Origin of the sequence: uncultured Methylobacterium sp. (genome assembly GCF_964242245.1) — a bacterium.
GTDB lineage: Bacteria > Pseudomonadota > Alphaproteobacteria > Rhizobiales > Beijerinckiaceae > Methylobacterium.
Window position 1 is genome coordinate 1 of sequence record NZ_CAXTBY010000113.1, and the last position, 12,937, is coordinate 12,937.

At 72.7% G+C, this 12,937-nt stretch carries 12 protein-coding genes and 1 pseudogene; 9 read left to right on the forward strand and 4 right to left on the reverse strand.

What is annotated here, in order from left to right; genetic code table 11:
- A partial coding sequence (locus ACFE8Y_RS17910) for a pyridoxamine 5'-phosphate oxidase family protein (RefSeq protein ID WP_375465741.1) occupies positions 1–264 on the forward strand: 264 nt, incomplete at its 5' end.
- 139 nt (positions 265–403) lie between these two features.
- Entirely contained in the window at positions 404–1,699 is a 1,296-nt protein-coding gene (locus ACFE8Y_RS17915; protein ID WP_375465742.1) for a nicotinate phosphoribosyltransferase, read from the forward strand.
- Positions 1,700–1,743: 44 nt separating this feature from the next.
- Here the strand turns inward: ACFE8Y_RS17915 and ACFE8Y_RS17920 are convergent.
- Positions 1,744–2,073 (reverse strand): annotated as a pseudogene (locus tag ACFE8Y_RS17920) (MBL fold metallo-hydrolase); the annotation flags it as partial.
- Positions 2,074–2,205: 132 nt separating this feature from the next.
- Between ACFE8Y_RS17920 and ACFE8Y_RS17925 the strand changes: the two are divergent.
- The 7 genes from ACFE8Y_RS17925 (at position 2,206) to ACFE8Y_RS17955 (ending at position 10,640) form a co-directional block, all read left to right on the forward strand.
- Positions 2,206–3,669, forward strand: a complete 1,464-nt coding sequence (locus tag ACFE8Y_RS17925) for an MmgE/PrpD family protein (RefSeq protein ID WP_375465743.1) — start codon at positions 2,206–2,208, stop codon at positions 3,667–3,669.
- 147 nt (positions 3,670–3,816) lie between these two features.
- On the forward strand, positions 3,817–5,784 hold the full coding sequence (locus tag ACFE8Y_RS17930) for an AI-2E family transporter (RefSeq protein ID WP_375465744.1): 1,968 nt from the start codon (positions 3,817–3,819) through the stop codon (positions 5,782–5,784).
- 58 nt (positions 5,785–5,842) lie between these two features.
- A complete protein-coding gene (hisN, locus tag ACFE8Y_RS17935) occupies positions 5,843–6,631 on the forward strand; it encodes a histidinol-phosphatase (protein ID WP_375465745.1) in 789 nt (262 codons plus the stop codon).
- Between the two features lie 45 nt (positions 6,632–6,676).
- Positions 6,677–6,880: a hypothetical protein gene (locus tag ACFE8Y_RS17940; RefSeq protein WP_375465746.1), complete on the forward strand. Its 204-nt coding sequence runs from the start codon at positions 6,677–6,679 to the stop codon at positions 6,878–6,880.
- A 72-nt stretch (positions 6,881–6,952) separates the two neighbouring features.
- Positions 6,953–8,068, forward strand: a complete 1,116-nt coding sequence (locus ACFE8Y_RS17945; protein WP_375465747.1) for a hypothetical protein — start codon at positions 6,953–6,955, stop codon at positions 8,066–8,068.
- Between the two features lie 67 nt (positions 8,069–8,135).
- Positions 8,136–9,581: a YcjX family protein gene (locus tag ACFE8Y_RS17950; protein WP_375465748.1), complete on the forward strand. Its 1,446-nt coding sequence runs from the start codon at positions 8,136–8,138 to the stop codon at positions 9,579–9,581.
- Between the two features lie 30 nt (positions 9,582–9,611).
- Positions 9,612–10,640: a YcjF family protein gene (locus ACFE8Y_RS17955; protein WP_375465749.1), complete on the forward strand. Its 1,029-nt coding sequence runs from the start codon at positions 9,612–9,614 to the stop codon at positions 10,638–10,640.
- A gap of 45 nt (positions 10,641–10,685) precedes the next feature.
- Here ACFE8Y_RS17955 and ACFE8Y_RS17960 read toward each other — a convergent pair whose 3' ends face one another.
- The 3 genes from ACFE8Y_RS17960 to ACFE8Y_RS17970 all read right to left on the reverse strand — a co-directional run bounded on the left by ACFE8Y_RS17960 (position 10,686) and on the right by ACFE8Y_RS17970 (position 12,803).
- The gene (locus ACFE8Y_RS17960) at positions 10,686–10,928 is read right to left on the reverse strand and encodes a hypothetical protein (protein ID WP_375465750.1); all 243 of its coding nucleotides are present in this window, start codon (positions 10,926–10,928) and stop codon (positions 10,686–10,688) included.
- A gap of 107 nt (positions 10,929–11,035) precedes the next feature.
- Complete coding sequence (locus tag ACFE8Y_RS17965) at positions 11,036–11,587, reverse strand: RBBP9/YdeN family alpha/beta hydrolase (RefSeq protein ID WP_375465751.1); 552 nt, start codon at positions 11,585–11,587, stop codon at positions 11,036–11,038.
- 112 nt (positions 11,588–11,699) lie between these two features.
- On the reverse strand, positions 11,700–12,803 hold the full coding sequence (locus ACFE8Y_RS17970) for a UV damage endonuclease UvsE (protein ID WP_375465752.1): 1,104 nt from the start codon (positions 12,801–12,803) through the stop codon (positions 11,700–11,702).
- Between the last annotated feature and the right edge of the window lie 134 nt (positions 12,804–12,937).

A 12,937-nucleotide genomic window follows, 5' to 3' on the forward strand; every position in this document is an offset into this window, starting at 1 on the left:
AGCCAGACCTACGTCTCGGTCTCGGGCAAGGCCGAGATCGTGCGCGACCAAGCCAAGATCGACGCCAAGTGGACCGAGGCCATGAAGACATGGTTCCCCAAAGGCAAGGACGATCCGGAGGTCGCCCTGATCCGCGTCCATCCCGAGCACGGCGAGTACTGGGACAGCCCCAACAGCAAGATGCTGCACCTCTACGGCTACGTGAAGGCCTCGCTCACCGGCGAGAGCCCGAAGACGGAGACCGTGAAGGTCGACCTCGCCTGACGGCCCCTTGCTGCGCTCGCACGGGCGGCGCTCCGGAAACGGGGCGTCGCCTTTTTCATGCGTCAAGGCTCGAAGCGGTTGACGCACGCGCCATCGTCATGCGCCATCCGCTCTGCGCAGCAAACGCGGGTTCCGGACGATGATCGACCTCGCGACGCGGGTCCACGACCACAACTTCCGCATCGACCCGATCGTCCGCTCGCTGCTCGACACGGATTTCTACAAGCTGCTGATGGGGCAGACGATCTTCCGCCGCCACCGCGGCGTGGACGCGACCTTCGGCATCCACAACCGCACCACCCGCATCCGCATCGCCGAGGAGGTCGATGCCGGCGCGCTGCGCGAGCAGCTCGACCACGCCCGCTCGCTCAGGCTCAGCCGGGGAGAGGCGACTTGGCTCAGGGGCAACGCCTTCTACGGCCGCCGCCGTATCCTGTCCGCCGACTTCATCGCGTGGCTCGAGGCTTTCCGGTTGCCGCCCTACGAGCTCGAAGTCCGCGAAGGGCAGTACGAGCTGACCTTCCACGGCCCCTGGGTCGAGACGACGATGTGGGAGGTGCCGGCGCTGGCGATCCTCAACGAATTACGCTCGCGCGCCGTGCTGCGGGGCCTGGGCAAGCTCGACCTACAGGTGCTCTACGCCCGGGCGATGACGCGGGTCTGGGAGAAGATCGAGCGTCTGGCGCGCCTGCCGGACCTGTCGATCGCCGATTTCGGGACGCGCCGCCGCCACGGCTTCCTCTGGCAGGACTGGTGCGTGCAGGCGATGGCGGAGGCGCTCGGCCCCCACCGGTTCCTGGGCACCTCCAACTGCCTGATTGCGCTCCGCCGCGAGGTGGAGGCCGTCGGCACGAACGCGCACGAACTGCCGATGGTCTACGCGGCCCTGGCCGAGGATGACGCGGCGCTGGCGCGGGCGCCCTACGACGTGCTGCGCGACTGGCAGGAGGATTACGAGGGCAACCTCCTCGTCGCGCTGCCCGACGCCTACGGGACGACGGGCTTCCTGGCGGGCGCGCCGGACTGGCTCACCGGCTGGACCGGCCTCCGCATCGACTCGAAGGAACCGATCGCCGGCGGCGAGGAGGCCATCGCGTTCTGGCGCTCGCGCGACTGCGACCCGTGCGACAAGCTCGCGATCTTCTCCGACGGGCTCGACATCGACACGATCGAGCAGATCCACGCGCATTTCCACGGCCGAACGCGGATCGGCTACGGCTGGGGCACCCTGCTTACCAACGATTTTCGCGGGCTGGTCCCGGACGGGCGGCTCGATCCGGTCTCGATCGTCTGCAAGGTGACCCACGCGAACGGGCGCCCGACCGTGAAGATCTCCGACAATCCGACCAAGGCGCAGGGGCCGGCGGGGGAGATCGCGCGCTACAAGCGCGTGTTCGGGATCGGCGAGCAGGACGCGATGGAAGTCCTGGTCTGACCGGCCGCTACCGGGGCGGCGCGGGGAAGGCGTCGAGGGGGAATTCAGGTAGCGCCGGCCTCCGGCTCGGGCAGGCGGCCGGCGTCCAGGTTGACCTGGAGCGCGTGCAGCGTCGGCATCGGCAGCGTGCGGTCGCGGGCCCCGCGCTGGGCCACGCGCTGCTCCCGCGTCGGGGCCGCCGCGCCGTGGATGTTGCGCGCGCTGCTCGGCCACGGCGCTCTCCGAGGCCGCCACGCGGCTGCCCGCGCGGTCGCCGTGTCCGGTGAGGAGCCGGGTCGCGTCCGGCAGGGACGGATTTCCGCGCTCGGAGCGTGGAGCGCGGCGGGGCTGCCGCCTGGGACGTCGCAGCGGGCCGTGCCGCTGTCGGGCATGAAACCGGGCGAGCGGGCGGAGCCTGCCGCCGACTCGGCACGGCGCGATCGTGCGCTAGGTTCACGCGCATCGCCCCGTCCGCGCCGCGACAGGACGGGCGAGCACGCGGCAAAAACAACAGGGAGACCTTGAGGATGTCGCAGATCGACCGACGGGCGCTGATCGGCGCAGCGGGCCTTGCTCTGGCCGGTGCGGGCGCGTCCGGTGCCGCGGAGACGACCACGCCGACCTCGGCCGCGGCCAAGCCCGCTGCACCGCCCGCCGTCACGCGCATCCTCGCCCACCACGTCGCGACGGCCCGCTACGAGGACCTGCCCGAGGCCGTGCGGCGGGAGGCGACGCGCACGTTCCTGAACTGGGTCGGCGTCGCCATCGGCGGCTCGCACCACGAGACCCTCGACGTCGCGGTCTCGGCGCTGGCGCCGTTCTCCGGACCGCCGCAGGCCGGACTGTTCGGGCGCACCGAGCGGTTCGACATCATGAACGGCGCCTTCCTCAACGGGGTTTCGAGCCACATCTTCGACTACGACGACACCCACCTGAAGACCGTGATCCACCCGGCCGGACCCGTGGCCGCGGCGATCCTCGCCTACGCCGAGCTGCATCCGGTCTCCGGCCGCGATTTCCTGAACGCGCTGGTCCTCGGGATCGAGGCCGAGTGCCGGATCGGCAACGCGGTCTATCCCGATCACTACGACGTCGGCTGGCACATCACCGGCACGGCCGGCGTGTTCGGCGCGGCCGCAGCCGCCGGCCGGCTGATGGGACTCACCGAGCAGCAGATGGTCTACGCGCTGGGGCTCGCGGCCTCGCAGCCGGTGGGACTGCGCGAATCGTTCGGCTCGATGAACAAGAGCTTCAACCCGGGCCGGGCCGCCGCGAACGGCCTGTTCGCGGCGATCCTGGCGGCCAAGGGCTACACGAGTTCGGACGGGATGATCGAGGCCAAGCGCGGCTGGGCCAACACCATCTCGACCAAGCAGGACTTTCGCGAGATCACGGAGGGCCTGGGGACCCGCTACGAGACGCTCTCCAACACCTACAAGCCGTTCGCCTGCGGCATCGTCATGCATCCGGCGATCGATGCCGCCATCGCGATGCGCGACGCCGAGCACCTCAAGCCCGAACAGATCAGGCGCGTCGACCTGAAGGTGCACCCGCTGGTGCTCGAACTCACCGGCAAGACGGCGCCGCGGGCCGGGCTCGAAGGCAAGTTCAGCATCTACCACGCGGTCGCGGTGGCGCTCGTCGCGGGCGCGGCCGGCGAGAAGCAGTTCAGCGACGGGGCGGTGCGCGATCCCGTGATCGCCGCGCTGCGCGACCGGGTGGTGCCGGTGGTGACGCCGGGGATCGAGGCCGCGCAGGTCGACATGACGATCACCCTCGACGACGGGCGCACGCTGCACCGGCGGGTCGAGCACGCCATCGGCAGCGTCGAGCGGCCGATGAGCGACGCGGCCCTGGAGCGCAAGTTCACCGACCTCGCCGACGGCGTGCTGCCCGCCGCGCAGATTCGCCGCGTGATGGGCCTGTGCTGGTCGCTGGAAACTCTTGGGAGCGCGGGCGACGTGGCCCGCGCCGGCGTTGCCCAGGCCTGACGGCAGCGGGTCGGGGACCGTCCCCGGTCACCACGCGGCGCGAACGGCGCGGCCCCGCATGGGATCGTTTTGCGGGGCCGCACCGTTCCACGTCCGGCACGCGCGCGAGCGCGAAGATTCGGGCGTAGCGTACGGCACGGTGGCGGCATGGCGACGAAGACGAACCCGTCCCTCGTTCCGCCCGCGCCCACCCGCATCGCCGCCGCCGAGACGCCGAAGGCCGCGCTCGCCTCGCCGGTCGTCGTCGCCGCGATCATCATCGCCGGCCTGTATGTCGGGCGCGAGATCCTCATCCCGATCGCGATCGCGCTGCTCCTCTCGTTCGTCATCGGGCCGCTGGTCGCCTTCCTCCGGCGCTGGCGCCTGCCGCGGCTGTTCGCCGTGGGGCTCGCCGTCCTCATCACCCTCGGCATCGTCGCGTCGCTCGGAACCCTGATCGGCGTGCAGGTCGCGAGCCTCGCCGGGGACGTGCCGCGCTACCGCTCGACCATCGAGGGCAAGATCGCGGGGCTCCGCGACAGTCCGGCCGGCCGCCTCACCGTCTACGTCGCCGGCATCGGCCGCGCCCTCCACACGGCCGGCAAGGCCGACGGCGCCGGGAAGGCGGACGAGGCCGGAAAGGACCCGGCATCGAACGCCGACCCGGAGCGCGGGCTCGAGGCGCCCCCGATCCCCGTCGAGCTGCGGCAGACGCCGCCCGGCCCCCTGGAGATGGCCGGCACGGTGCTCTCGCCGACGCTCCAGCCGCTGGCCACCATCGGCATCGTCTTCGTGGTGCTGCTGTTCGTGCTGATGCAGCGCGAGGATCTGCGCGACCGGATGATCCGGCTCGCCGGATCGAGCGACCTTCACCGGACCACCGTGGCGATGGACGACGCGGCCCGCCGCCTCAGCCGCTACTTCGTGGCGCAACTGGCGCTCAACGCCGCCTTCGGGCTGGCGATCGGCCTCGGGCTCTACGCCATCGGCGTGCCCAACCCGGTGCTGTGGGGGATCTTCTCCGCGCTGATGCGGTTCGTGCCCTACATCGGTGCGTTCCTTGCCGCGCTGCTGCCGCTGGCGCTCGCCGCCGCCGTCGATCCGGGCTGGAACATGATGATCGCCACCGCGATCCTGTTCCTGGTGCTGGAGCCGATCACCGGCCAGATCTTCGAGCCGATGCTGTACGGCCGCTCCACCGGCCTGTCGCCGATCGCGGTGCTGATCTCTGCGCTGTTCTGGACGTGGCTGTGGGGACCCGTCGGCCTGCTGCTCTCGACGCCGCTCACCGTCTGCCTCGTGGTGCTGGGCCGCCACATCGACCACCTCGAATTCCTCGACGTGCTGTTCGGCAACCGGCCCGCGCTGACGCCGGTCGAGAACTTCTACCAGCGCATCCTCGCCGACGATCCGGAGGAGGCGCAGGAGCACGCCGAGCTGATCCTGCAGGGCTGCTCGCTCTCGGCCTACTACGACGAGGTCGTGCTGAAGGGGCTCGAACTCGCAGCCCGCGACGCGGCGCGCGGCGTCCTCACCGCCGAGCAGAGGACGGACATCCGCGCCTCGGTCCACGACCTCGTCGAGGTGCTCGCCGAGCGCGACGACGCGGTGCCGGGGCCCGCGGGCGACGGTGCTTGGCCGGCTGCGGCGACCGAGGCCGCGTCCGCAGGTGCGGCCGTCGCGATCCCCGAAGCGTGGTCGCGGAGCGGCGCGGTCCTGTGCGTCGCCGGCCGCGGCTTCATCGACGGCGCCGCGGCCGCGATCCTCGCCCAGCTCCTTGGCAAGCGCGGCCTCGGCACCCGCGTCGTCCCGTTCTCGGACGTGGCGCGCGCGCGGATCGACGCCTTCGATCCCGATCAGGCGCGGATGATCTGCATCGTCTCGCTGGCGATCAGCGGCGAGCCGACTCACCTGCGCCGCCTCGTCGGCCGCCTGCGCGGGCGCATGCCCGGCGTTCCGATCGTCGTCGGCCTCTGGCAGATCGATGCGGACGAGGCGGCACGCACCGGCATCGACGCCAGCGGCCACGTCACGTCCCTGCGCGGCGCCGTGGAGGCCGTTCTCGCGGCGATGACGGCGGGGATTGAGGCCAAATCGGACGCGGCGGTCGCCGGCTCGGCGGCGGTCGGGACTTGACGCGCGTCGGCGAAGTCGCGTTCGCTTCCGCGACGGAACATCGGGAAGATGGCAGGGCATGAGCGTCGTCGAACTCGGCCGGTTCATGGACGACCTCGCCGACGCCTCGGGCCGGGCGATCCTGCCGTTCTTCCGGGCGCAGTTCGCCCTCGACGACAAGGCCCGCGGAGCGGCGCCGTTCGATCCGGTCACGGAGGCCGACCGGGCGGCGGAGCTGGTGCTCCGCAAAATGATCCGCGAGACCTTCCCGGCGCACGGCATCCTCGGCGAGGAGTTCGGCTCGGAGCGGATGGACGCCGAGTACGTCTGGGTGCTCGATCCGATCGACGGCACGCGCTCCTTCATCAGCGGATTGCCGACCTGGGGCACGCTGGTCGGCCTGACCCGGAACGGCGGAGCTGTGCGCGGCCTGATGCACCAGCCCTACCTCGGCGAGCGCTTCTCCGGCGACGGCCGCAGCGCGCGCCTGCGCGGTCCCCGCGGCGAGCGGACCCTGCGCACCCGCCGCTGCGCCAGCCTCGCGGCGGCGATGCTGGCCACCACCGATCCGCGCCTGTTCAGCGAGGGGGACGAGGCGGAGCGGTTCCGCGCGGTCGAGGCGCAGGTGCGGATGTCGCGCTACGGCACCGACTGCTACGCCTACTGCATGCTGGCAGCCGGGCAGATCGACCTCGTGATCGAGGCGGGGCTGAAGCCCTACGACATCGTCGCGCTGATCCCGATCGTCGAGGGCGCCGGCGGCACGATCACCGGCTGGGACGGCGGCCCGGCGACGGCGGGCGGCCGCGTCGTCGCGGCGGGCGATCCGCGCCTGCACGCGGCCGCCCTGGAAGTTCTGAATCCGTGATAGGCTGGACGCGCTTTCGACGCCCGTGCGTCCGGGGAGATGCCGATGATCGAGCCCGACGAGACCCTGGTGGTGGCCCGCGCCAAGCGCAACTTCGCCGCGAAGGGCCACGGCGACCGCGCGTGGGACGCCGACAACGCGGTGCAGGCCCCCCTCTGCGGCGGCTCGATCCTTGTCCTGTCCCAGGAGGAGCGCGACGAGTACCTCGATCAGGCCCGGCACGAGCTTCGCAGCGAACCCGGAGCCTGAGCTTCACCATCGCCTGAACCGCCGACCGTTCAGCGCTTCCCGTCGCCCGCATCGCTTCGATCCACGCGCATCGTGCTGCTCGCCGCCCTCCTCGTCCTGACGACGCTCGTGCCGCGGATCGAGGGGCAGGTTCACGCCCTGGGCGCGCCGGCGGCCGGCGTCGCCGCCCCGCACCCGATCGCTGCGCCGTTCTACCAGCACGCGGCGCGCGCGGTCTCCAACTGGCGGATGGAGGCTTCGAGCCTGCGTCCGGTCTCGCTCGCCGCGGTGGCGCAACTCACGCCGACCGAGCCGGCCTTCGTCGCGCGCTGCGCCAAGCTCAACAATTACTGGTGCATCAAGAGCGCCCGCTGGCCGGGCGAGATCGGCTCGGACGCCGACGGGCATACCGGCTTCGCCAGCGCCGCCGACGGCGCGGACGCGGCAGCGCACCTGCTCCGGCGCTACTACCGCGACTACGGACGCCGCACCGCTCTGGCCATCGTCCGCCGCTGGGCGCCGGCCGCGTGCGGGCTGCCCGGCACCGGGGCGGGGGGCGGCTCCGCCTCGGCCGGTCCGTCGGCGCCCCGGGGCCTCGGCCGAACGCTTCGCGCCCGCTACCTCGCGCGGCACCTGCCGGGCGGCGCCCCCCGGCGCGCGATCGCGCGGGTCCGCGCTCCGGCCCTGCGCGTGCAGCCCTGGTCGGCGCTCGCGCGGATGGGGGGCCGTCCGGCTCCGCGCCGGGTCGGACAGGTCCCGATGCCGAAGCCCGTACCCGACCTCGCCGCTCGCATCGCGCAGACATCGCCCGGACCGAAGCCCGCGCACCGCGGGGCCGACGATCCTGCCGCACTCCTCGACCACAGGGTTCCCTCGCCCGACCAGCTCGTCGTCGAATCCGCCGCCCTGCCCCTGATCGCCGGGCTGACGCTCGGCGACCTGCGCGCGCCGGCGCCCCTGTGCGGCGGCGACGAGGCCCGCATCGCCAACTACGCCGCGGCCATCGCCAGGAGCGTGGGCCTGGGCGCGAACGACGACCTCGCCCTGTTCTCGGCCGACGGAGCGCCCGCGCCGAACCTCGCGCCGGTGATGCTGGCGATGTCCGCCGTGGAGCTCGGGGCCTTGCACGCCGGACCCGGCCTCGTGCAGGCGGCCATCGCCCGCTTGGGTCCCGCGGCGGAGGCCCCGAGCGCGGATGCGGCGCGCTAGCCTTGTAGCGGCCGGACCGCCGCGCCACCTCTCGCGCGAACCAGCCCGTCCCGAGCCGAGCCAGCCCTTGCCCCCTCTGAGTTTTGCCGCGCGTGCCGGCTCCGCGGTCAGGGCCTTCGCGGAGGCGTCGAGCGACCTCCTGATCCAGCCGACCCTCCGGCTCGGCGTCACGGGGCTCGCGCGCTCGGGCAAGACGGTGTTCACCACCGCGCTGATCCACCACCTCGTCGAGGCGCACGCGCTCCCGGCCTTCGCACCCGCGCAGGAGGGCCGCCTGCGCCGCGCCCGCCTCGTGCCGCAACCGGACGACGACGTGCCGCGCTTTCCCTTCGAGGAGCACCTCTCCGCCCTGACGGAGGCGCGGCTCTGGCCGCGCTCCACCGACCGGATCAGCCAGTTCCGCCTCGAGATCGCCTACGAGCGGGCCGCCGGCTGGCGCTCGGGGCCCGGCACCCTGATGCTCGACGTGGTCGACTATCCCGGCGAGTGGCTGCTCGACCTCGCCCTGATCGAGCAGGGCTACACGGCGTGGTCGCGCGCGACGATCGCCGGCACGCGGCGCGCCGGCCGCGCAGCCGTCGCCGCGCCCTGGCTCGCGCTGCTGAAGGGCCTCGACCCGGCGGGCGCGCTGGACGAGGTGCTGGCCGAGCGGGCCAGCGCCGCCTTCACCGCCTACCTCGCAGGCCTTCGCTCCGGCCCGGAGATGGTGGCCACGACCCCCCCGGGCCGCTTCCTGATGCCCGGCGACCTCGCGGGCTCCCCCGCGCTGACCTTCGCGCCGCTGGACGGCCTGCCGGAGACCATCGCCCCGGACAGCCTCGCCGGGCTGATGGAGCGGCGCTTCGAGGCCTACAAGGCCAAGGTGGTGCTGCCGTTCTTCCGCGACCACTTCCAGCGGGTGGACCGCCAGATCGTGCTGGTCGACGTGCTGGCCGCCGTGGATGCCGGGCCGGCGGCGCTCGCCGAACTGGAGGAGGCGCTGGATTCGGTGCTGCTCAGCCTCAACATCGGGCGCAACACCCTCTTCTCCCGCCTGTTCGCGCCCCGCGCTGACAAGATCCTGTTCGCGGCGACCAAGGCCGACCACCTGCACCAGACCAGCCACGACCGGCTCGACGCCCTGCTGCGCCTCCTCGTCTCCCGCGCCATGCGGCGCACCGAGGCGGCGGGCGCCCGCGTCGGCACCGTGGCGCTGGCCTCGGTGCGCGCGACCCGCGAGACCACGATTCACGACGGCGACGAGACCCTGCGCGCGGTGTCGGGGACGCCCGAGGCGGGCGAGGTCGTGGGCGACGAGACCTTCGATGGGACGAGCGAGGCGGCCGTCTTCCCCGGTACGCTGCCGGCCAAGCCGGAGGCGGTCCTGGACGGTGCGGTCGAGCCGGGCTCCCTGCGGTTCCCGCGCTTCCGGCCGTCCCTCATGAAGCCGGACGCGCTCGGCCGCCCCGGTCACCTGCCGCAGATCCGCCTCGACCGGGCGATGCAGTTCCTGATCGGCGACAGGCTCGCCTGATGCCCCGGACGTTCCCGCGAGGATGATCCCGTGACCGCGACCCAGCGCCCGCGCGCCTTCCGCATTCCCTCGGCCGACCCGGCAACCGCCGCCGAGGGCGTCGCCCCGAGCCCGGTGACGCCGACCGGCGTGCGGATCGTCGAAGATCCCTTCGAGATCGTCGAGGCTGCGGACGGCGCCATCGTGCCGGTCCCGCGCAAGCGCGGTGCGCCCTGGGGTGCGCTACTGCTCTCGGCGGCCGGCGGCCTGGTCTCGCTCGGGATCGGCCTGTCGGTCGAGCGCATGATCGCCGACCTGTTCCAGGCGGCGCCCTGGCTCGGCGGCCTCGCCCTGGCGCTCCTGGCTCTCGCCGGCCTCGCCCTGCTGGCGATCGTCGCGCGCGAACTGCGCGGCCTGTGGCGCGAGCGCCGGATCGAGCGCCTGCGGGAGGGGGCGATCGACGCGCTTCGCGCCCGCGATCACACCGCGGCGCAGGGGGTGGTGCGGGATCTCTCCGCCTTCTACGCCGACCGGACGGCACTCGCCGCCGGCCGGCAGCGCCTGGAGGCCGCCGCCGACGCGATCCTCGACGTCGACGACCGCATCGGGCTCGCCGAGCACGAACTGCTCGCGCCCCTCGACCGGCAGGCGCGGAACGCCATCGCGACCGCCGCCAAGCAGGTCTCGGGCGTCACGGCGCTGAGCCCGCGGGCGATCGTCGATGTCGCCTTCGTGGTCTACTCGGCCGTGCGGCTGCTGCGCCGGATCGCGGCGATCTACGGCGGGCGCCCGGGCGTCCTCGGGTTCCTGCGCTTGGCGCGCGCGGCGTTCGCCCACCTCACCGTGACCGGCGGCATGGCGGTGGGCGAGAGCATGATGCAGCAGGTGCTCGGCCTCGGCCTCGCCGCCCGCGTTTCGGCCAAGCTCGGCGAGGGCGTGCTGAACGGGCTGATGACCGCCCGCTTCGGGCTCGCCGCGCTCGCCGTGTGCCGGCCCCTGCCGTTCACCCGCGAGGCGCCGCCCCGCCTCTCGGACGTGGCGGGCGAACTCCTGCGCGCCGCCGAACCGGACCCGAAGTGAGGTTTTCGTTCGAAGGGCGCACCTTCGATGGGCCCCGCCCGACGGTCAGGACTGCGCCCGCTTCTGCACCGCCTCGACGTTGCGGCGGTTGGCGATGCGCGTGAACATGTTGCCGGTGTAGTCGGCGGCCTTCGGCTTCTCCACCGCCGTCAGTTGCGCCTCGAACGCCTCGATGCGCTTGAGGAGCGCGGTATCGCCGAAGATCGAGCTGTTGAAGGAGGTGTGGGCGCGCTCCCCCAGCGCCGTCTGCACCGCGTCGAGTCGGGCCAGAAGCTCTTTTCGCGTCACGTCGATCTCCCGCGGGCCGGATCGCCCGTGATCCGGGCTTCATCCAGCGCGGGCTTCGGTAAACGGGTGCTTAACGCGCGGGCGCAATCGGTCGGCGGCGTGCGCCGTCAGAGGTCCTTCATGAACCCGGCAAGCCGCATCAGTCCCTCCGGCCAGGGTCCGTGCCCGCTCGCGACGTTGAGGTGGCCGGATTCGCCGGCATCGACGAACGCCGCGCCCCAGGCGTGGGAAAAGTCCTCCGCGCGGGCGTAGGCGCAGTGGGGATCGGTGCGGCTCGCGACGAGCAGGGCGGGGAAGGGCAGGGGCACGCGCGGCAGCGGCGCGAAGGCTCGTACGCTCTCGGGAAGGTTCGAGGCTTCCTCGACATCGGGCAGCGCGACGAACAGCGCGCCGCGCACCCGGCCCTCGGGGAAGTCCGGCACCGCCTCGACGCAGGCGACCACGCCGAGGCTGTGCGCGATCAGGATCACCGGCCGGGCCGATGCGGACACGGCCTCGCACACCCGCGCGCGCCACGCGGCGGGTTCCGGCGCGTGCCAATCGTCCTGCTCGACGACGCGGGCCGTCGCGAGGCGATCGGCCCAGCGGGTCTGCCAGTGACCCTCCCCCGAGCCGCCCAGGCCCGGAACGATCAGGATGTCGCAATCGGCGGTCTTCATCGGCGCGTGCCTGGAGCGGTTGCGAGCGAAGTGCGCGCGGTTGGCGTAAAGGAACCGCGACCACACGACGACTTGGAGCAAGGGTGGTGAGCACGAGCGAACCAAACTTGCTCTAAGCGCTCATCGCGCGGCGGTCGAGGCTGCCGCGTTCCGTCCCCGTCGGCAGCAACCTGTCCGCGATCTGTCTGGCGATGCCGGCCGAGGCGAGGTTCTTTGCCTTCGCCTCGATCTCGAAATCGGCCCAGGCGAGGTGGCGGGCGACGAGGTCGTTGACCGCCCGGTTCCACATCATGTCGGAATGGGCCGCCAAGTCCCGCCCGGAATGGCCCGCCGCGCGCAGGGCCGCGAAGTCGGGCGGCGCGTCGGGATCGTGGTCGGGCAGGAGCGCCTCGCGCGACACACTCACGTGCGCGACCGGCCGCACGCCGCGCCACGACGCCTGAATCCGCGCGATGCGGGGATCGTCCGGCTCGATGTACCGGCCACCGCTCTCGACCCAGTGGTGGTGCAGATCGAGGACGATCGGCACGCGGTCGGCCAGTGGCAGCACCGCGTCGAGGCCGAAGGCGTTCTCGTCGTTCTCGACGGTGACGAGGTCGCGCGCCACGCGGCTCACGCGTGCGAGGTTCTCCCGGTAACCCGCGACGCCCGGGTCCCGCGCGCCGACGTGGATGTTGATATGGGCGCCGTGCGGGTGCCAGCCGGTGCCGTAGCCCATCAGCTCCATCAGCCGGCCGTGATAGTCGAGTTCGGAGATGGCGTTCTCGAGGGCTGCCGGGTTGCGGCTCGCCAGGATGCAGAACGGGCCCGGATGCAGGCTGAGCCGCACCCCTTGCGAGCGTGCCAAGTCACCCGAGTCGGCAAGGCCCCGTTCGATCTCCCGCGACAGGTCGGGATCGGCGTAGACCGCCCGCGCCACCGGATGGGTGAAGCCCGGGAAGACGTCGCTCGCCATGCGCAGCAGCCGCTCCAGCGGCGGCCGGGCGCCGACCCAGGCGATCTGGCGACCGAGCGCGGCGAGGTTGTGCCGGACGATCCCGGCCAGCTTGTCGTGCCGGGCGACCGGCGCGAGCCCCTTCAGGTGCGCCATGGTCGTGGTGGTGAGGTTCATCGCCAGGGCCGCCTCGCGCGCGGCCTTCAGGGTGGCGTGCGTGCCGGGTGGATCGTCGGGGATGAACTTGCAGCAGAAGCCGAGGCGGGGCGTTTCGCGATCCATGTCACGACAACGTCGCGCCGCCGGATTCGCCGCAGGAGTTCGGCACATCTGCCGTGGGAGCGTGCCGCCGGCAACGCACAGGGCGGGTACCCTGTGGATGCCGCTCCGGGAGGCTGAGGATTACGCGACCGGTC